Origin of the sequence: Clostridium estertheticum (genome assembly GCF_011065935.2) — a bacterium.
In the GTDB taxonomy this organism is placed as follows: domain Bacteria; phylum Bacillota; class Clostridia; order Clostridiales; family Clostridiaceae; genus Clostridium_AD; species Clostridium_AD estertheticum_A.
This window is the reverse complement of the sequence record NZ_JAAMNH020000001.1, coordinates 1,166,071-1,186,424: the sequence shown is the minus strand read 5'-3', so window position 1 is coordinate 1,186,424 and position 20,354 is coordinate 1,166,071. Positions and strand designations below refer to the sequence as shown.

Sequence of the window (20,354 nt, the reverse complement as noted above, 5' to 3'; positions counted from 1 at the left end):
CTAAAAATTATGTATGTGGTTTGTTACTAGTACTATTGCATTAGCTCCTGCTGCAATTTTTTTGCTCATAATAGACTCTAATTTATCAATGGTTTTTATCTTATACAATTAAACCAACAACAGTTGCTGTTAATATACTTACTAAGGTTGCCCCAAATAGTAGTTTAAGTCCAAACCGAGCAACGACATTCCCTTGATTTTCATTGAGTCCTTTTACTGCCCCTGCAATAATTCCAATCGATGAAAAGTTTGCAAAAGAAACTAAAAATACAGAAACAATAGCTGTTGTTCGTGCGGTTAAATGCATATTAGCCAAATTAGTCATTGCAACAAATTCATTGGATACTAATTTTGTTGCCATTATACTTGCAGCTGGTATTGCTTCTTTGAAAGGTACACCCATTAAAATAGCAAATGGTGAGAATACATATCCAAGTAAATTTTGAAAAGATATACCAAAAACACCCTTGAAGGCCATATTAATCATAGCAATTATGGCTACAAATCCAACTAGCATTGCTCCAACTATGACAGCTACTTTGAACCCATCCATAATATATTCGCCAAGCATTTCAAAGAATGATTGCTTTTTTTCTTCTTTAATTTCTAAAATATCTTCCTCTGCTGTTACTGTATATGGATTTATAATTGAAGTTATAATAAATCCACCAAATAAATTTAAAATTAGTGCTGTTACAACATATCTAGGTTTTAAAAGAACCATATAAGAACCAACTATTGACATAGATACAGTTGACATAGCTGATGCACAAAGAGTATAAAGACGATGTTCTGGCAATAGACCAAGTTCTTTTTTTAATGAAATAAATACTTCTGATTGACCAAGAATAGCTGCTGCTACTCCATTATAAGATTCTAGTTTGCCCATACCATTAATTTTACTTAAGCCTAAACCGAGATACTTAACTATAAACGGTAGTATCTTCCAATGCTGTAGAATTCCAATCAAAGCAGAAATAAATACGATTGGCAAAAGGACACTTATAAAAAAAGTAAATTGATTAGCGTTAACTAATCCACCAAATACAAAATTTACACCTTCTGCAGCACATTTAAGCAATAATTCAAAGCCATCCGCTATTCCACATATTAAAACATTACCAACCTCAGTATTTAGTAAAATAAATCCTAATATGAATTGTAAAATAATCATTCTAACAATAGGTCGGTATTTCACCTTTTTTTTATCAGTACTAGTAATCCATGCGAGCCCTAAGACAACAATTAATCCGATAATTCCAATAATATATTTCATCTTAATGCTCCTCCTTAAATAGTATAAGTTTTATCTTATGTTAATTCATTTCTCTCTCTTAAGAAATTATAGAAATACCAGAGCTTATCCCTATTCGAGTAGCCCCAGCTTCAATCATTTTTGTAGCTTCCACGGTCCATGATGTAGTCCTCACACAACGCTTTTGTAGGACATGAATCCACGGAAGAAGGTATACATAGCGTAAAAAAATAAAAGTTGCTTTCATCTAAGCAACTCCATTTCGGGGTCAGACCCCTTACAAAAACTGGAACAATTTTTATAACCAAATTTGGATATATTCTTATCGTTGCCAGTTTTTGCTAACATATCTGAGCTATTAACAGAAATTGGATGTGTTAGCAAACTGTTTCTGTTTTCTAATTATATAAACATACTCATAAACATATATATAACTGCAGCTAATGTTGCTGATATTGGAAGTGTTATAAACCAGGTAATTATCATTTTTTTCCCTGTATTCCACTTTACTCCCTTTACTCTATAAGATGTACCTACTCCCATTATTGCAGATGATATAACATGGGTTGTACTAACTGGAAGGCCAAATTTAGATGCTCCAAATATTATTAAAGCGGATGACAAATCTGCTGCCACACCGTTAACAGGTCTTATTTTCATAATTTGTGTTCCAACTGTCTTTATTATTCTCCAGCCTCCTATGGAAGTACCCAGTGCCATCGATGCAGCACAAGATACTTGTACCCATAAGGGTATATTTCCCGGCTTTATCAAATTGTTGCTTACAAGAGCCATTGTTATTATTCCCATGGATTTTTGAGCATCGTTTGTTCCATGAGCAAAGGACTGAACCGCAGCTGTAATAGCCTGAAGCCTTCTAAATCTTATATTGGTTTTTGAAAGGTTTAAGTTTTTAAATACATGTTTAAAAATAGTGAACACAATATAGCCTACTACAAAGGCAAGTATGGGTGATATGAGTAATGACTTTATTATTGATACAAAGCCTTTATAGTTTATGGATGAAATCCCTGCAGATGTAATGGCCGCACCCGCAATTGAACCTATAAGTGCATGGGATGAACTGCTTGGTATCCCAAGGTACCATGTAATAAGGTTCCATGCTATAGCAGAAACAAGTGCTGCAAGTATAACTACAGCTCCATTAGGTATTAAGTTTAGGTTTACTATATCCTTAGAGATGGTTTTTGCAACCCCAGTGAAGGCTACTGCTCCAAGAAAATTCATTAAAGCGGCAATCATAATTGCACGTCTTGGACTTAATGCCTTTGTTGATACAGCTGTTGCAATTGCATTTGCAGTATCATGAAAACCATTAATAAAGTCGAAGCAAAGTGCAAGAATAACGGTTAAACTAATCATAAAATATGATGTACTCATCTCAGTTCTCCTTACGCATTCTTCATTACTACCGTCTCAAGTACTTTACCAACCTTTTGGCATTCATCAGCGGTATTTTCAAGAAGTTTATATATATCCTTATATTGAATGAGTCTGACTATGTCCTTCTCTTTTTCAAAAAGTTCCTTTATTGCTCTTCTTTCAAGAATATCGCACTTTTCCTCATATTCTTTTATTTTAACTGAATGCTGTCTTATTTGTGTAAGCTTCTTCTGTGAAAGCAAATCAACAGCACTATGTATTTCAACTATGCATTTGTTTAATAAATCACTAAACTCCACCATATAATTGTCTATTTCATATATGTTATACATATAGAAATGAGCTGCACATTCCTCAAGTCCATCAAGAATTTCATCCATATGTAGCGCAAGTTCCATTGCATCTTCACGCTCAATTGGAGTAATAAAGGTATTATTTAAATCCTTTATTATTTCATCAACAAAGCTATCCCCCTTATGCTCATACTCCTTCATTTTCTTTTGAAATTCATCAAGATGCTTTTCTTCCTTAATTTTAAAATCAAGAAAATACTGGCCTCCCTCTTTTAAGTTGGCAGAAATGTCTAAAAGCATTAAAAACAACTTATCTTTCTTTCGTGTGTAACCTTTCATTGATCGTATCTCCCTTCTGCGCACTATCTTTAATAATGGTCCATAAATATTCTATCACTAATTGTCATACTTTGAAATAAGATAATTAATTTTCAATGTTTTTCCTTAGTTAGTCTGCGATATTTATTCTCATACACTATATACTGCTCAGCGCAGGCAAGAAGGACGCCACCCTCCCCCAGTGTTCTTGGATTGCAATTTTTTGAGTCAAAAACATCATACCATCTTTTATAATCTGCAGGGAATATAATCACAAAGTAATTGATAACTGAATTTCGTAGCGGAGAGCAATTTTTACTTCAGTTTTTTAATACAGAGAAGGATACTGTAAAAACCAAATATTTAATCATGTTAAATATTTGAATAATTACATTAATATGTTGTATAATTAAATAAGGACACAATAGTATTTTTGTGAATTTTAAATTGGTTTATTATGAAGGTTTATTTTGTTTATTTAGATTTTACTCTACGTAAAACTTAAAATAGTTTTAAAAATTAATGAAAGGAGGGAGGAATATGCTAATTTTCACATTAATACTTTTGGGTGTATCCATGACAATGGGAATATATTCAATTATATATCCAAAAAAAGTTTTTGGTTTTCAAGTTTTTTGGAATTTAAGACGAGACGCTAATCCAATTGAAAGGGAAGGTGCAATAGATTTCATTAGAATTAAAGCAATAATTGGCGTAATAATTACCATTATTCTGTTACTGGCTGTACTTACACAATATTAAATAAGGAAAGGAATATAAATTGAATTTATATTCCTTTCCTTATTTAATATAGACCAGTTATTTAAATTGCTCCTAAATATTATATTGAAAATGAAGGTGATACTCAAATTATAGGACATATTGTTACGGAGGAAGGGGTTATAGGCGAGACAACATGTAGCTACACCTTAGATATCCTTTGAGGGAGACGTAATAACACTTGGCTAGATTGGTTATTATAAATCCTCATATCTTGGAGTATGGGAATTACTACTACAGCAATTCCCATACTAATTTTATTAATTTTATTAATTAATAAAATTACACTTTAATTAATTTTAAGACATCATGAGCCTTAATTTCAGATGATGATTCTAATTTATTTAAATGCTTTAATACCTCTGCACTTATTTCTATTTTTCCTGAATAATTATTTATCTTCTGAATAAGTTTATTCGCTTTATCAGTTTTAATTTTATAGTTAAAAACTGCGAGTATCTTTAAATTAAACAACTCTAAATAAATATCTTTAATTGTTTGCCACTGTTCATATGAATTTATATTTGTACATATTATTTTAATAACTTCATTTACAACTTCATTTATTGCATCTATATTATAGTCGTATATAAATTTTATGGAATCAATATTTTTAAAGCTGTAAGCTATTTGCTTCATTATAGAATCTACTATTTCATATACTTCTTCTTTTTCGAAACATAAATATAAATTTAAAAAGCTTTTATTATCATAGAATCTATTCCTAAGGAAGCTTATGAACGTTTCGAAGTCTTCAGCATTATTTTCAAATTCTATTTCAAATAATATTCTAAAAAATAAATTAAACTGAAAGTCACTATTAATTGAATCTAGTATTGTGTTTCCGATAATGCTCGAAAACTCATCATCCAATAAAATTTCTCTCTCAAATTTTATCTTACTATTGAAGTTCATTTCATTTTTAGAAAGGTCATTAAGTCTTGAAATTGTTTTTGTTATTGTGTTAGTATAATCATCTAAGTTTTCAGCATTATTTGTTCTGAAAATATATTTCATTATTGTCTCACAAGATTCTCCGAAATCCACAATCATCCCAATACTGTTTTTCATTCTTTTTGAGAAAATTTCATAAATGAGTTTAGAAAGTAACATCTCTAACTGTATTTTCCTAGCCTCTGGATTAATTGCATCTTCCTCATTGAATTGATTATATATTAAAAGAAGTTGATTATCTATCATAGAGAGATTTTTCTTAATAGAACCCATTATATCACTTAAAAAATTATGCATTACCATATATGTGTTATTCTTATAAATTATTTTGTGTTCAATCTCTCCCCAAAATATATTTACAAGGGATTTAATTTGAAGTTCAAATTTTATGACAGAATTACTGTGGCGATAAACTCCATCTATTCTAAATATTTCAAATCCGTTTCTCTGTCTCTGAGGTTGCTTATCTGACAAATCTAACCTTATATTTTCATTTAAATTATTGTAATTATATCCATCAGAATATATTTTATTAAAATGCTTTTTCAATACCTTATATATTTTAGTTTCATCTTCAACAAATCTGCATTCAATTCTAATGCCTATTAAATCTGAAAGATTTGAAATAAGTTGTTCAGGGGTTTTATATTTTTTATAATAATTATTTCTAAGTATTTTTTCTCTTAAACTTGAACCTGATTTTACTCTTGAATTTATATTTAAATATTCTTCATTGTTGGACAATATAAGTTCTTCAAAATATATTTCTATATCCTTTGATACAATTTCCAAATCACTTTTTATACTTTCTAAATATTCTGTCACATCATCAATGAAGCTAAACATTTTAAGTTCCACTGGATTCCTCCTAATATTATTATATGAATTTATTATTTGTTGTTTTTAATAGTTTAGACACATGAAAATACTAACGAACTTGTAGCAAATATTATAAATAAAATATGCTAGAGTTATTTGTGAAATACCACAAGTATATAGAAAGAGTATTTGATTTTTATAATATTGTCAATAGTTATTAGCATATTCGCTTCGCTCATAACCCCCCCATAGCCATCAACCTAATAATGTTAATAAAATCAATTTAAGTAATATAGTATGGCAGCTAATAATGAACTTTTAAGAAATATCGACTATGATGCAGTGATAGATTTAGGTGGAGATTTTGTGCTTCGCCTTAACTATACATCCTTTTATGATAGGTTTGTAAAGTACTGTAGAGAGCATAATGTGACTCATGAAGTGTTGCCACTGAGTAGTTTCAAAAAACAATTAAGTAATATGCAGTATTGCAAATGCTACAGTAAGCCTGTGAATTTTTCAGTGAGACAAGAAAATCCAAAGAATAAAAAGACTTTTAGGTGTGCAGTGGTTTATATTAGTAAGCTTCGGGAGAAGAATGTTGATGTGGATTTTATTGCGGATGATAATGTGGTGGATTGAAGAATGTAATGAGTTAGGCGATGACTGGGTGTCATCGCCTAACTAGAATTTAATTGCTATGCTCATAAGTATCTTGACTTTGCAAGACATACTTAACACCATCGAATTTGAATATTGATACAATAGTTGTCGGCTTTGCCATTGGTGTATTTGTGCTTATTTTAGTACTATATTTCGTTGTCCACGCATATAGTCTTGAATCATCGCTATTAATTTGATACCCCCCCATCTTTAAATTGAGAATATCTTGAAATGCCGTTCTTTCCTTTAACGTTCCCATCCATGCCTCAACGAACTTGGAATCTTTCAAATACCATACATGACCATAAAAAATATCCATACCAGATCCACCGGCACGAGTTGTCATTTCATATGCTTTATTGTCTCCCTTAAGATTGTACCAGTATTCCAAGTCCCATTTTTCTACTTTCCAATCTTTTTCTGCTACAAGAGAATATTCACCTTGGCTATTCTTGTCAAATATAAAGAAATAACCTACATGAACCCCTCCATCAATTTTTGCAACAATCTCAAAATCATTATCTTTATCGATATTAGCTACCTTATAGGAAAGTCCCTCGAAATAATAAGGGCCTTTTGTTCCTTGTGTCTTTATTAGTTTTATTACTTCCTCCTTAGCTATTGTTGATAAACTACTTCCAATATCAATTACTGCTGCTTCTACTATTTCTCCAATAATTACACTGCAGTTTAGAATTATTGAAAATAACAATATTAAGAGTAACTTTTTAGGAATTAATCTGATTAATGCAGACTTTATATTTGGCATTCACTACACCTCACACTTTAAATAATTATATCTATTATGTGTCTCTGCAGATTTAATATGTAGATATAATAAAATTAGGTTTACCCTTTAGAGTAAGCCTTTTACTTATAACACATTATCAGTCTATAATGAGTCCAACTTAATTCTTGACGCATTGCGTCAACACTGTTTAACAGCACTTCATAGCTAGCTGTTCATAATTTTCTTCAAGCTCTCGCTCTCTTGTTTTAACTGCAAAATATGTCTGACCAAGAGCAATTACTTCTTTTCTTGGATCGCTATTTTGAACAATTAAATAACATGCATATCTTGAGAGCATAATATCTTCAACATTTCTTTGAGCACCAGATCCTAATTCAACCATATTGCTGACGTCATCAAAATGGTCTAGCACATTATTATTACAATGGTACATAATGGTATAATTGACCATCTTCTCACTTGCTAATTAAGTTAATATAGCGTTATAATGAAAAATAACTTAGCTTATGTGCTTGTATTTTATTAATAAAAAGTGAAGGTGTTAAAATGGATTATGTGCAAAATTCAATATTTGATAAGATGTTACAAAAGGCTCCACTGGCTGATAGAGTCCGTCCTAGAACTCTTCAGGAATATGTGGGTCAGGAGCATATTATAGGAAATGGCAAGGTTTTGAGAAATATTATACAATCTGATAATGTTTCTTCCATGATTTTATGGGGTCCCCCTGGGGTTGGAAAAACTACTCTTGCTATGATTATTGCAGAAATTACCTGTGCTAATTTCATAACCTTTAGTGCGGCTACTTCAGGAATAAAAGAAATTAAAGAAGTCATGACAAAAGCAAAAGAAAATCGACAACAAGGTATCCGAACTATTTTGTTTATTGATGAGATTCATCGCTTCAATAAGTCTCAACAAGATGCTTTTCTTCCCCATGTAGAAAAAGGTAATATAGTTCTCATTGGTGCGACCACTGAAAATCCCTCCTTTGAGGTTAACTCAGCCTTATTATCACGCTCTAGAGTATTTGTTTTGAACCCTCTAGACATTAATGACATAATCAAGGTTTTAAAAAATGCACTATTGGACCAAAGAGGGTATGCGGGGCTACCAATATTTGTTGAGAGTTCTCTCCTTGAGATTATAGCGGTTTTTTCAAATGGAGATGCTAGAACAGCGCTCAATCTGTTGGAATTGGCAATTAGTAGTACGCCTATGGAGTCAGGTAAACTAAATTTAACTAAAAAAATAATTGAAGAATGTCTGAACAAAAAAACTCTCCTTTATGATAAAAAAGGAGACCAACACTACAATATAATCTCAGCTCTCCATAAGTCTATGAGAAACAGTGACCCAAATGCCTCTGTTTACTGGCTTGCCCGCATGTTAGAGGGCGGAGAAGATCCCTTGTATGTTGCGAGAAGATTAATTCGATTTGCTTCTGAAGATGTTGGACTTGCAGACCCTAATGCTCTTCAAATTACAGTCTTAGCCTATGAAGCTTCCCACTATATTGGAATGCCAGAATGTACAGTAAATCTTACCCAAGCTGTAGTTTACCTTGCAATGGCGCCAAAATCCAATGCCCTTTATACTGCTTATGAAAGTGCAAAAGAAGATGCCTTAAATACCATTGCCGAGGGTGTACCTCTTCAGTTAAGAAACGCCCCTACAAAACTTATGGATTCCCTTGGCTATGGAAAGGACTACAAGTACGCTCATAGCACAGATGAAAAACTTACTAACATGCAGTGTCTGCCTGATAATTTGAAACACCGACAGTATTATAAGCCCACCCAAGAGGGTCTTGAAAAGAAAGTTTATGAAAAGTTAGAATATATAAATGCTGTTAAAGCAAAGCTGTAGTTTTTTCATTAGCTTGCACGGTAACTTGCATGGTCAGATGAATAATCACTGATTACCCCTCAGCTGTTCTATCTTCGATGACATTTTGTAGTTGGAACCATAAAAGAGGCAGGAATACCTGCCTCAGAATAGAATATCTTGAATTTCACTTCTGCTTCTAGCTGTTTTACAAACCTCCAATTTTTTTTTGGTACTATCCTCAGCAAGTTCACCAGCTTGAGATATCACTGGAATCATCCTTCTAAAAACATCGCCTTCCATAAATTGAGGTGCTGCTCCTGAGTGTTTCCATTTGGTAAAATTTGATTTTACCCCAAACAGTTGCCAAGGGTCCTACATAGGTTGTACCAACACCAATACCGCGATAATTTAATATAATTATTTTTTCTGCATCTATTCTTATCTCTATGGGTTCTCTTACTTCGTAACTTCTATGATATACAGCATTAACTATAGCTTCTTCCAAAGCAGCATAAGGATAATTAAAGACCCTAATAGACGATAACATGGTAGATTGAACAAAATAACAACACATCAATGAGCTAGGCGATGACTGGATGTCATCGCCTAGCTAGAAATTATTTGAATATGAAGTATTATCTTTTTTATTTTCATCATAATTGTGTTTTACTGAATAAATAAAAGAGTTACTATGGAATGTGCTTTTAGAATATATTTAACAAACTCACCTTTTATTTCTACTTGGAAACTCTCGTCTTTACCTGTTTCATTCATAACTATTAAAGCTATAGATCCATCTTCGTTAATAAAGCCTACATTTTTAATTGTTGTAATACCCTGTAACTTGACCTCCACCCTTTTAGCTCCTGGCTTAACATATTTGCTGAAATGACCTATATAGTAATATGAACTGTTATAGTGAATCTTTCCGGTTTTTGTATCAGCCACAATAGGAGCATCACAATAGTTCCCTACATGATTAGGTCCACCAGTTTCATCTAAAATTAAATTCCAATCCAGCCAGCCTTCTTGCCAATTGTTAAAGTCACCAATCATGTTTCTAGCATATCTTTCTCCTGTAAGCCAAGACCCAAGATGTAATCCACCCTCCTGACAACCTTCACTAAATAAAATGTGCTTATCTGGGTACATTTCGTGAACTTTAGATAGATTTTCAAAGGCTTCAGATACATACCAATGATTAGCAACCCCATATATATATTTTGCGGCTTCTGGATCTTGCATCACACCCTTTGCACGTTCTACTATAATGTCTCTATTATGATCCCAAATATATATTTTCACATCTGACAATCCTTCTTTTTCTAGTACCGGACCTAGAAAGTCGCGAACAAAAATCCCCTCATCTTCTGCTGAATAAATACAAGAATCCCAAGTTTGAACCGCTGCAGGCTCATTTTGTACTGTGATTGCAAATATATCAAAACCTTCTAACCTCATAGCTTTAATATATTTAGCATAATACTGCGCCCAAGTTTTTCTATATTTTTGAATAAGCTGTCCTCCATTATTCATCTCACCATTAGTTTTCATCCAAGCGGGTGGACTCCATGGTGAAGCCAGTAGAGATATTTTCCCATTTGCAGCTTTCATTGCTTCATTTATAAAAGGAAATACCCATTTTTTCTCATGTGATATATCAAAGGTTTTTAGCTCTGTATCATTTTCCTCAACATACGTATAATTACCAAGTGCAAAGTCACAGCTATGAATGTGAACTCTTCCCAAGTTATATCCTAATCCTTCTACAGGATCAAAGTATTTTTTTACTATTTCTTGTCTTTTTTCTGGTTCCATCCTTGCCAAAGTATAGGCCGCTGATTCAGTAAATGCACCGCCGAAACCAATAATTTCCTGGAACGTTTCGTCAGTATTGATTGTCAAAGTTACATTTTCGCTATTTTTAGGAGCAAGTGATAAAGATTGTTTTTCTGTTAGCCTGTCTCCCGTTGTTTTACATGTTTGTATTACCCTTACTAAATGCATAACTACACCCCTCTTTAAAATGATTTCCATGCCGACATTAACCTTTTACAGCACCAGCCGCAATCCCCTTAACAATATTCTTTTGTAAAATGACGTAAAATATTATAACCGGAATCATTGAACATACTAAGGCTGCCAAAATACTTGGCCAATCTATAATATACTGACTAACAAACATTCTTGCTTTAAGTACTATAGTGTAATTTTTTGTATCTGAAATCATTACAAGCGGAAGCATAAAGTCATTCCAAATCCAAAGAACATCAAGGATAGCTATAGTTGCAGAAATGGGCCTTAATAGAGGAAAAATTATTTTATAAAACATTTCAAATTCATTGCATCCGTCAATTAATGCTGCTTCCTCAATCTCATTTGGAATTCCCTTTGAAAATCCATGATAAAGAAATATTGCCATATTTATACCAAGTCCCATATAAATTACAGTAAGCCCTGTTTTTGTTCCCGACAAACCTATAGTCTTTGCTAATTTATAAAGTGGCAACATTACAGATTGAAATGGTACTAACATGGAAGATGTAAATAATAAAAATATAAAAGCACTTAATTTCCCTGATGTCTTAGCTAATTTATACCCAGCTAATGAACTAACGGCAATTATACCTACAACTGAAATCAATGTAATATAAAAAGTATTATAAACAACTCTTAGATAGTCCATTTTACCTAAGGCTGATGTGTAGTTAGAAAAATTAAAGTTTTTAGGTAATGATAAAACCGATATTCCTATTTCCGCCTGAGTTTTAAATGAATTAAGAACTGCTATAAATACAGGAAAAAGTGTAAACACCGCTATTATACATAAAGCTATAGTTGTTAAAATGGTGGAAATTTTAATCTTTTTCATTATGCCTCAACCTCCCTCTTCTTTAGAACACCAAGTTGCACAAGAGTAACGATCAAGATAATCAAAAATAAGATTATTGACTTTGCGCTTGCATATCCAAATCTCATATTACCCATAAAAGCCTCTTGGTATATGTTTAATCCCATAACCTCAGTAGCCCTTACTGGTCCACCAGCCGTCAATGCAAAGACGATATCAAAAGCCTTAAATGCACCTGCAAGAGTTAAAAATGTACATATGGTTATCGAATGCATGATCATCGGTAAAATCACCTTAAAGAAGATTTGAACTACATTCGCTCCATCTATTACTGCTGCTTCTTTTAATTCCTGTGGTACTCCTTGGAGTGCAGCTAGATATATAAGCATCATATATCCTACACCTGCCCACAACGTTACAACTACAATCGCGAAGAAAGCAAGCTTCGCATCCCCAAACCAAGACTGATCTAGAAATTTAAAAGGTGTCACAGCTGCGATTTGTGTAAAAACTTTTGAAAATATAAATACCCATACAAATGAGGCAATAACCATACTTATCATATTAGGCATAAACAATATTGTTCTAAAAAATCCAGTGCTCTTTTTCTTAGAATCAATCATTAAAGCAAGTCCTAATGCAAAAATATTTTGAAATATAACAATAATAACTGCAAATTTAAATGTAAAAATAATTGAAGCAATAAAATCTTTATCCTCTTTAAAAGCTTCTACGAAATTACTAATTCCTACAAAGTTATATGACCTAGCTAGTCCATTCCAATTGGTTAAACTATACCAGAATCCACTTATTAGGGGTATAACTAAAAATATAATATACAAAATCAAGGCTGGCGCTACGAAAGCTAGCAATGATATATTTTTCTTACTTAGGAAATTCTTGGACTTAAGTGTCTTGCTTTTAATTGTTCTATTTTCTAATATCACTCTATTTCCCAATGCCTTTCACCCCCCAAATTATAATAATCACTCTCAATTATTCAACATATATACTTAATAACAATAGTATTAAGCTATTCTTACTGATAGCTTAATACTAAGCTCTACTTAGAATTTATTCATTTAGCTTAAACTACTTGCTGCTTTTTATAGAATTTGCCCAAGTTTTATCTAAAGTTTTAATAATCTCATCTTTTGTAAGAGATTTTAAGTAATAACCTTGAAATTGTTTGCCAAGTTCATCCTTAACAGCTTGTGGCATTGCAGGATCAAGATATGCCTTACCAGCTTTAACATAAACCGTTGCATCTTCTACCCATGATGAAGCTTTTATAGTTTGATTAGTTGCAACTGCAGCAAATCCACAGCTATTATAGAAATCACTTGCAGTAGCATCTTCTAAGAAGTAGTTTAAAAGTGATTTAGCAACCTCTTTATTTTTACTTGTCTTTGAAAGAGCTAAAGTAGTAGAAACACCTAAATTAATTAACGTTTGATTAGGATCATCACTTATAGGAAGCGCTGCAACCCCAAGCTGAAAATCTTTGTTTGCCTTTAGAATTGCATCTGAATTCCATGGTCCTTGAAGCCACATAGCAGCTTTTCCATTAGCGAAATCAGCAGAACCTTGATCATTACCAATATCTAATGGTTTAGCAGTACCATTGGCATTTATCTCATCCATAATATCAAACATACCTGGAATTGATTTATATGACCCTGTTCCTTTATTCATGTCATTAATAAATTCTTTTGCACTTGTTTGCAAAGTAGCACCAACAGCAAGCGAATTAACTAACTGAGGAACCCATGACTCTTTATATGCTAATAACCATGGTGTTATTTTTGCAGCTTTTAATTTTGCATCAACAGCTTTCATTTCAGAAAGGGTTGTAGGAGGCGTTATTTTATTTTCAGCAAATATCTTCTTATTGTAAATATATCCCCAACTCATACTTTCGAGTGGCATTCCAACTACCTTATCTTCGTAGGAGATTGCAGTTTTAACACTAGGTAAAACTTTTGATACAAATGGTTCAGCGCTTAAATCTTCTAAATATCCTGCCTTTCCATATACCGGAATATCATTCATAGCATGAATAGCGAAAATATCCATCTCATCTTCTGCAGCTAATCTTGTCTTTAGAAGTTGTTGGTCTGTTGTTGAGTCCGGCATTTCCATTTCATAAGTAACCTTCACGTTTTTATCTTTAAGATATGTTACAGTCCATTGATCAATAAATTTTGTATACTGTTCTTTGAATCTTGCTTGTGATTGACCAAGAAATAATTTTAAATGTACCTCTTTTGGCGCTGTAGTTGTAGGTTCAGTTTTAGTAGCAGTAGGGGCTGAACTTCCACATCCCGCAAGCAAGGTTGTTAACATGAAGCTACATGTGATTATTGAAAGTATTTTTTTGGTTTTCATAGATTTTTTCCCCCTTAAATATTTAATAACTATTCTTTACTGGAGCATAATCACATTATAAACGTTTTCATACTAATTATAATTGATTATAATTAGTGTTACTTATTGTATAATATTAAACTTCCCTTCTCATATCTCCTGGGGAGACAGCATAATAACTTTTAAAAACATGGTAAAAATGAGTTATATCATCATATCCAACAGATTCTGCTACACTTTTTATACTAATATCTTTATCTTCAAGCATTAATTTTGCTTTCTTCATCCTAAGCTCTATAATATAATTCATTAAATTCTTTTGATATTTCGTTTTAAAGGCTCTAGATAAATATTCTTTACTAATAAAAAATAAATTTGAGAGCTTCTCAAGAGAAATATGCTCTATATAGTGTAATTCTATATATGTCTTTACTTGAGCCAAAGTATTGCTGTTTTTATTCTTGGTATTTTCGGCTATAGCCTTTAGTGCTTTGTCAAAGCTGTCCTCAATAAAATTAATATCCAAAAGCAAAGATTTCTTTTCAATCTGATTATCCCTAAACTCAAGCTTCATATCTGTAAGTACCGAACTCTCAGTTATAAGAAGATGCTCCTCTATCATTTCACAAAATACTTTTTTAATCACCCCGCCTACAATTATTTCATTTATTTTATATTTAATAATATTGTTATAAAGCCTATTTAAGGTATTCTTAATTCCCAGTAGGTTTCCTTCAATAAAAAGCCGTTGAATAACCTTCTTTTCATCAATTATAAGCCTTATAATATTTTTATCTAAAACTTTAGCTAAATCATATATTGATTTATCCTGTTTGAAATACAGTTTATTGATTTCATTAACACACTTTTCAATGGCAAAATTTAATTCCTGCTCGTCAATAGGTTTTAAGATATAATCTATAGCATTTGACTTTATAGCCTGTTTTGTAAACTCGAAACCATCATAACCACTAACAACTATTATTTTTATCTGAGGGTAATCCTCCCTTAATATTTTAAGTAGTCCTATTCCATTCATTCCAGGCATATTCATATCCGTAATAACAATTTGAGGACAACTTTGTTTAATTAAACGTAACCCTTCTACTCCATCACTAGCCTCTTCAATTACAGTTATTCCATGCTTGTCCCAGTCACCAAACGCTTTTATTATATTCCTTGTCCATATTTCATCATCAATTAGTAATAATTTTATCATTTTATATCTCCTTCGAGTAATGCTTTAAAAACCATTATTACCGTTGTACCTGTCATATCATTGCTTTTGATATCTATTCCACATTCATTTCCAAAATACAGCTTTAGCCTTGCATCGACATTCTTAAGTCCCATACTTTGGTGTGTATCAAATACATTGTTAAGATTATTCAAAAGCTCACTGTTAATTTGGTTAAGTTTATTTTCATCAATACCTACCCCATTATCGTAAACTATGATATTTATGTTATCATCACTTCTTATAACATTTATACTTAATTTCCACAAACCTATCTTTTTCTCTAGGCCATGCCTAAAAGCATTTTCCACTATTGGCTGAATAGTTAATTTTGGTAGAACATATTGGTCCAAGCTTTCATCAATATTTAATTGGATATCAATTCTATCCGTAAATCTTAACTGCTGAATTAATAAATAATCTTTAATGTGTAGTATTTCTCGATTAATTGGTACTAGCTCCTCACTAATTTTAATTGAGTAAAGAAACATATTACTTATCGCTTTTATTATTGTGTAAATTTCAGGGACATTTTTAGCAATAGCTATCCCTCCGATAAGTTGTAATGAATTGTTTAAAAAGTGAGGGTTAATTTGTGCTTGTAGTGCCTTAAGTTGCGCAGTTCTTTTCTCCATCTTAATTTTATACTCATTTTCTATAAGATCTTTAATCTTCTCAATCATAAATGAATAGCTTTGTTCTAGTACCCCGATTTCATCTAATCTTCCAGTGGGAGTAAAACTCATCAATTGATTATCCTTTACTTTTTTCATAGAATTTGAAAGCCTTCTAATTGGTTTTGTTGTTCCATAAGCTATAGCATTTGCTATTAGGACACATAAAATTAAAGATATTAACATAATTAAAATACTAACATTTAAGGTACTCCTAGCACCTTTAACAATAAATTCATTAGGTATAATTTTAAAAGTAAGCATCGTACCTTTAGCAATTTTGTAATAAAAAATAGAATACTTATTTGTCTTTATATATGAGTTACCTTTAATATTATCTTTCTTTATTAAATTTATGGCTTCTTTAATTTCCGGTTTGTCTACGTTAGTTCCATAAGGATTATAGGATATATTTCCTTCTAAATCCGTTATCAGTATATCACTTTCATCCTGTGTTTTTAAAATTTCTAATATATCGTTCATTATTTTCCACTTAACATTTAAAAAGATGACGCCATTAAAATCATTTGTAAATTCAGTAATTCTCCTAAAAACATAAAAACTTTTATCCTTTTGATTCATGACAAAACTAAGCTCTGTAGGTATAAATTTAGAATTGTTTATAATAGTTCCCATAAACTCTTTTGTAGAAGAAGAATACCAAATCTTATCATGAGGTATGTACTCCGATAAATAATTTTTCATTTCATCTGTAACATAGAATAACTGGGTTTTACTTTCATTAAAAAGTAAAAGTCCATTATAATTATTATTTGAATAAAGTAGTGATGACATCTTACCAATTACATAATTTTTAGAATCTACTTGAATTCTATAATTATTGTCTTCAGTTCTATCCACATTTGAAGATAGATTCTCATCGACTAAAAAAGTAAATAGCGCATCGCTTTGTTGCGCTATAGTTTTATCAATATATTTACCAGCCCAATTAATGGATTTGGTGTTAGACTTTATAATTTCTTCTTCCATCGAATTGCTTGAACGTGTATAGGATAGATAAGTTACTATGGTTAATGGAATAATTAAGGAAAGGGTAATTGAGATAATCATCCTATTTTTAATACTCTTTCGAAAATACGAGTTAAAATATTTAAATATTAAACCAATATATTTTTTAATCATTCTTTATCCCTCCATATTTTTGGGCTAAATACTTAAATCCGTTGTTACCAGGCACCCATAGTATTGATGCGCTTTGCACTAAAAACAACCTACCTAGCTATAAATGGGTCAATGATCATTTTGGGAGCTATGAAAATTTAAAAATCCATTTAAAAAATTTCATTGACACCGAGATCTAATATTTAAACCATTTTATCCACAATGAAATGATAAAATAGCATACTTTTTCACAAATTAATAACTTAAATCCATTTTCCCCTAAAACCTTCGGTGCATTTAATGATATTCTATTTTCATGACTAAACTCCTTTATTAAGTTAAAAATTTATGGCAACTTGCATGGTCAACCGAATAATCAATGATTGCACATCAGCCGTTCTTTGTTCGATGCCATTCGGAAAATTTCTCCTTCCTCCGAAGAGTTAGGCGATGACTGGATGTCAAAGCTTTGCTAAACCCTATCAATTGAATTCTTAATTGAATTAATTCTAATATTTACATGACTCGGGTGGGTTATCAGCGAAGTCAATTAAAAAGCCTTAGAATCTAAAATTAAAGTTCTAATGCCTGGCAGGGCGCCTTGAGTAGACAAAACCGATGTCATTGAACATGTTAACCCCTTGTTTTATGATATTTTTCCTATAAAAAATGGTATTTAAATCAGTATTTCTTAACTTAAGTCAATGACACTATATTTGTTCCCTGCTACAATAAGCTTATCAAACCTAGGAGGTGAGTATATGTTAGTCTTTAAAACAGAAAAATTAACACAAAGAAAAGTGGCTATCATTGCCGGTCTATTCATTATTGTTATGGCGATTTGTGCAGGATTTTCGTATGGATTTGTACACTCTAGTCTAGTAGTAAAAGGGGATGCAACCGCTACACTGAATAACATTTCAGGGTCCATTGGCCTTTTTCGAGCAGAAATTTTGGGTTGGTTAATAGTACTTCTATTAGATATTTTGGTTTCATGGGCACTTTATGTCTTTTTAAAGCAAATTGACAACAGTTTGGCATTGTTAGCAGCATGGCTTCGATTATCGTATACAGCTATTTTAGGAATAGCTATTACACATTTAATATCTATAACAGTATTGTTCAATGGAGATGATTATTTGCTGTCTATACCACTGGACCAATTGAAAGTTCAATTGATGTATCATATCAATGCATTTGATAAAATATGGTCGTTTGGGTTAGTTATATTCGGTTTTCATCTATTAATATTAGGCTATATTATTTTAAAATCAGACTTCATCCCCAAAATAGTAGGAATACTCGTAATAATTGCCTCATTATGCTACGTACTAATTCACTCATTACATTTGTTTTTGCCACAAATTGAAAATAAAACTTTAGTTTTAGAAAGCATACTCAGTCTTCCAATGGCTGTCGGAGAATTAGTTCTTGGCATATGGTTATTAGTAAAAGGTGGTAGAACTACAAAAATAAAAAATTAAATTCACAAAGTGCTTTCTTTGGATAGCCTTTAAATAATTTTGTGTAAACAGAATAAAAAAGTACTCTTTCTTGGCAGAAATTGAGATAAGTTAATTATCCAAATATTGCAAGGAAGAGTATTTTTATGTCAGATCATTTTTTTTGCCTAAGAGAGAGAATACACAAAATTATCTACACACCTTCTTTGGAAACCCTTTTCTTTATTCTACTCAAAGATTCCGGAGTCATCCCGAGATAGCTTGCTAATTGATGTTGTGGAACACGCTCTATAAGACTCGGTCTTTGTTGCACTATGTTACGATAACGCTCTTCAGGTGTAGAACTCATAAATACTGCACTTGCATCTTGAGTTTCACCGAAGCTTAGTTCTAACATTGATCTTGTTATTTTGTCAAGTTCAGGAAATTTATGATACATATTTTCTTCTGTTGCAAAATCTCCAACAAGTAAGATAGACTCTTCCACACAAGATAAAGAATAATCTGAGGCCACCCTTTGTTTACAGCTTTTGAACATGACAACAGCTTGCTCCTCGGTTAAGAAATTATTTGTTATTTCTTTCCCGTCTTTACCGAAACTATATTGCCTTATACAACCCTTTAATACAAAATAGCACTTATTTGAAATGTCTCCTTGTCTAAGTAGTATGGTTCCTTTTTTATAAGTTTCTATCAGCATATCGCGCATAATCTCTTCTAATACTTCTTTACTAAAAGAAGTATTCTTTTTCATAAATTCAATTAAATACTGATTCATAGTTGGTCCCCCTCTTTTTATTTTCCTCCAGTCATAAGGTCTTATTCTTCTTATTTCTTCTGCAAAAGACAAATGCTTTCACAGTGCGTGGAGGAAACAGGATAGATGTCCTGAGTTAATTTTATAAACCTACGTTCTTGGGAACAAATCAACGGTTTTTTGGCTGTTTTTCGGTAAATGCATTTCAAGGAAACATATCGACCATCAATGTTTATGTTCATAATGGAAATACATCTATTTTCCCTCGCTTACTAGAAAGCAATACCAGTTTATTCTGCATTTAATGATATTCTATTTTCATGACTAAACTCCTTTATTAAGTTAAAAATTAATTATTCGTAAGGCCTCCATCTTTATATTAGTATTAAAAAGCCTTAGAACCTAAAATTAAAGTTCTAAGGACTAATTAATCTTAGTGTTCACATGGCTCGGGGTTCATAATAAAAAAATGGATGTAGCGCAGAGGAATCCATTTTTTCACTTGCTAATCTATCTCAAAATAAGAAATTAATGCTCTAATTTTAATTGGTAATTTAACTTGCTATATATTTAGTAGCTTTTCCTATTGTTACATTTTTGTGCATATGTAATCTACAAACCTATCAAAATCTGATAAGAAGTTCTGAATCTTTTCATTGCTTTCAAATTTCATAGCCTTTTAAGCCCCCATTCTTCAATTTTATTCTATTTGTGCTCCAATTACTTTTAATACAACGTAATTCACTACGCAGTGCGTAACGATTGTTAAATGTTAAATAACTAGCATTTTATAGCTGGAACCATAAAAAAGGCAGA

General features: G+C 31.7%; 19 protein-coding genes. 4 read left to right on the top strand and 15 right to left on the bottom strand.

All coding sequences use genetic code 11. From position 1 onward, the window contains the following. Positions 1-100 precede the first annotated feature (100 nt). The 3 genes from G9F72_RS05425 to G9F72_RS05415 all read right to left on the bottom strand — a co-directional run bounded on the left by G9F72_RS05425 (position 101) and on the right by G9F72_RS05415 (position 3,291). Positions 101-1,276, bottom strand: coding sequence for a NupC/NupG family nucleoside CNT transporter (locus G9F72_RS05425; protein ID WP_164958797.1), 1,176 nt, complete (start codon positions 1,274-1,276; stop codon positions 101-103). Between the two features lie 381 nt (positions 1,277-1,657). Then, a complete protein-coding gene (locus G9F72_RS05420; RefSeq protein ID WP_164958795.1) occupies positions 1,658-2,656 on the bottom strand; it encodes an inorganic phosphate transporter in 999 nt (332 codons plus the stop codon). Between the two features lie 11 nt (positions 2,657-2,667). Further along, complete coding sequence (locus tag G9F72_RS05415; RefSeq protein ID WP_202054881.1) at positions 2,668-3,291, bottom strand: DUF47 domain-containing protein; 624 nt, start codon at positions 3,289-3,291, stop codon at positions 2,668-2,670. A gap of 519 nt (positions 3,292-3,810) precedes the next feature. Here G9F72_RS05415 and G9F72_RS05410 point away from each other — a divergent pair. Beyond that, complete coding sequence (locus G9F72_RS05410) at positions 3,811-4,032, top strand: hypothetical protein (protein ID WP_164958794.1); 222 nt, start codon at positions 3,811-3,813, stop codon at positions 4,030-4,032. A 300-nt stretch (positions 4,033-4,332) separates the two neighbouring features. On the opposite strand, the gene G9F72_RS05405 is transcribed toward G9F72_RS05410, so the two are convergent. Beyond that, a complete protein-coding gene (locus G9F72_RS05405; protein ID WP_164958793.1) occupies positions 4,333-5,862 on the bottom strand; it encodes a GTP pyrophosphokinase family protein in 1,530 nt (509 codons plus the stop codon). Between the two features lie 258 nt (positions 5,863-6,120). Between G9F72_RS05405 and G9F72_RS05400 the strand changes: the two genes are divergently transcribed. Then, the gene (locus G9F72_RS05400) at positions 6,121-6,465 is read left to right on the top strand and encodes a hypothetical protein (RefSeq protein ID WP_164958792.1); all 345 of its coding nucleotides are present in this window, start codon (positions 6,121-6,123) and stop codon (positions 6,463-6,465) included. A 49-nt stretch (positions 6,466-6,514) separates the two neighbouring features. Here G9F72_RS05400 and G9F72_RS05395 read toward each other — a convergent pair whose 3' ends face one another. Continuing rightward, entirely contained in the window at positions 6,515-7,255 is a 741-nt protein-coding gene (locus G9F72_RS05395; RefSeq protein ID WP_164958791.1) for a hypothetical protein, read from the bottom strand. Positions 7,256-7,424: 169 nt separating this feature from the next. Continuing rightward, entirely contained in the window at positions 7,425-7,670 is a 246-nt protein-coding gene (locus tag G9F72_RS05390) for a hypothetical protein (RefSeq protein ID WP_318010939.1), read from the bottom strand. Positions 7,671-7,783: 113 nt separating this feature from the next. On the opposite strand from G9F72_RS05390, the gene G9F72_RS05385 reads away from it, so the two are divergent. Then, a complete protein-coding gene (locus G9F72_RS05385; RefSeq protein WP_164958790.1) occupies positions 7,784-9,106 on the top strand; it encodes a replication-associated recombination protein A in 1,323 nt (440 codons plus the stop codon). A 123-nt stretch (positions 9,107-9,229) separates the two neighbouring features. Here G9F72_RS05385 and G9F72_RS05380 read toward each other — a convergent pair whose 3' ends face one another. The 8 genes from G9F72_RS05380 to G9F72_RS05345 all read right to left on the bottom strand — a co-directional run bounded on the left by G9F72_RS05380 (position 9,230) and on the right by G9F72_RS05345 (position 17,339). Beyond that, complete coding sequence (locus G9F72_RS05380) at positions 9,230-9,367, bottom strand: hypothetical protein (protein ID WP_164958789.1); 138 nt, start codon at positions 9,365-9,367, stop codon at positions 9,230-9,232. Further along, complete coding sequence (locus G9F72_RS05375; protein ID WP_224675981.1) at positions 9,348-9,614, bottom strand: hypothetical protein; 267 nt, start codon at positions 9,612-9,614, stop codon at positions 9,348-9,350. The genes G9F72_RS05380 and G9F72_RS05375 overlap by 20 nt, the downstream gene beginning before the upstream one ends. 119 nt (positions 9,615-9,733) lie before the next feature. Continuing rightward, the gene (locus tag G9F72_RS05370; protein ID WP_224675980.1) at positions 9,734-11,104 is read right to left on the bottom strand and encodes a glycoside hydrolase family 30 protein; all 1,371 of its coding nucleotides are present in this window, start codon (positions 11,102-11,104) and stop codon (positions 9,734-9,736) included. Positions 11,105-11,111: 7 nt separating this feature from the next. Next, positions 11,112-11,939: a carbohydrate ABC transporter permease gene (locus G9F72_RS05365; RefSeq protein ID WP_164958787.1), complete on the bottom strand. Its 828-nt coding sequence runs from the start codon at positions 11,937-11,939 to the stop codon at positions 11,112-11,114. Further along, positions 11,939-12,877: a carbohydrate ABC transporter permease gene (locus G9F72_RS05360; protein ID WP_224675979.1), complete on the bottom strand. Its 939-nt coding sequence runs from the start codon at positions 12,875-12,877 to the stop codon at positions 11,939-11,941. The genes G9F72_RS05365 and G9F72_RS05360 overlap by 1 nt, the downstream gene beginning before the upstream one ends. Before the next feature lie 133 nt (positions 12,878-13,010). Beyond that, positions 13,011-14,306, bottom strand: coding sequence for an ABC transporter substrate-binding protein (locus G9F72_RS05355; RefSeq protein WP_164958786.1), 1,296 nt, complete (start codon positions 14,304-14,306; stop codon positions 13,011-13,013). Between the two features lie 115 nt (positions 14,307-14,421). Continuing rightward, complete coding sequence (locus G9F72_RS05350) at positions 14,422-15,504, bottom strand: response regulator (RefSeq protein WP_164958785.1); 1,083 nt, start codon at positions 15,502-15,504, stop codon at positions 14,422-14,424. Further along, positions 15,501-17,339, bottom strand: coding sequence for a histidine kinase (locus G9F72_RS05345; RefSeq protein WP_164958784.1), 1,839 nt, complete (start codon positions 17,337-17,339; stop codon positions 15,501-15,503). The genes G9F72_RS05350 and G9F72_RS05345 overlap by 4 nt, the downstream gene beginning before the upstream one ends. Before the next feature lie 740 nt (positions 17,340-18,079). Here G9F72_RS05345 and G9F72_RS05340 point away from each other — a divergent pair. Then, positions 18,080-18,802 carry a DUF4386 domain-containing protein gene (locus G9F72_RS05340; protein ID WP_164958783.1) on the top strand — a complete coding sequence of 241 codons (723 nt, stop codon included), beginning with the start codon at positions 18,080-18,082 and terminating at the stop codon, positions 18,800-18,802. 172 nt (positions 18,803-18,974) lie between these two features. On the opposite strand, the gene G9F72_RS05335 is transcribed toward G9F72_RS05340, so the two are convergent. Next, a complete protein-coding gene (locus G9F72_RS05335; protein ID WP_224675978.1) occupies positions 18,975-19,631 on the bottom strand; it encodes a Crp/Fnr family transcriptional regulator in 657 nt (218 codons plus the stop codon). Positions 19,632-20,354: the final 723 nt, after the last annotated feature.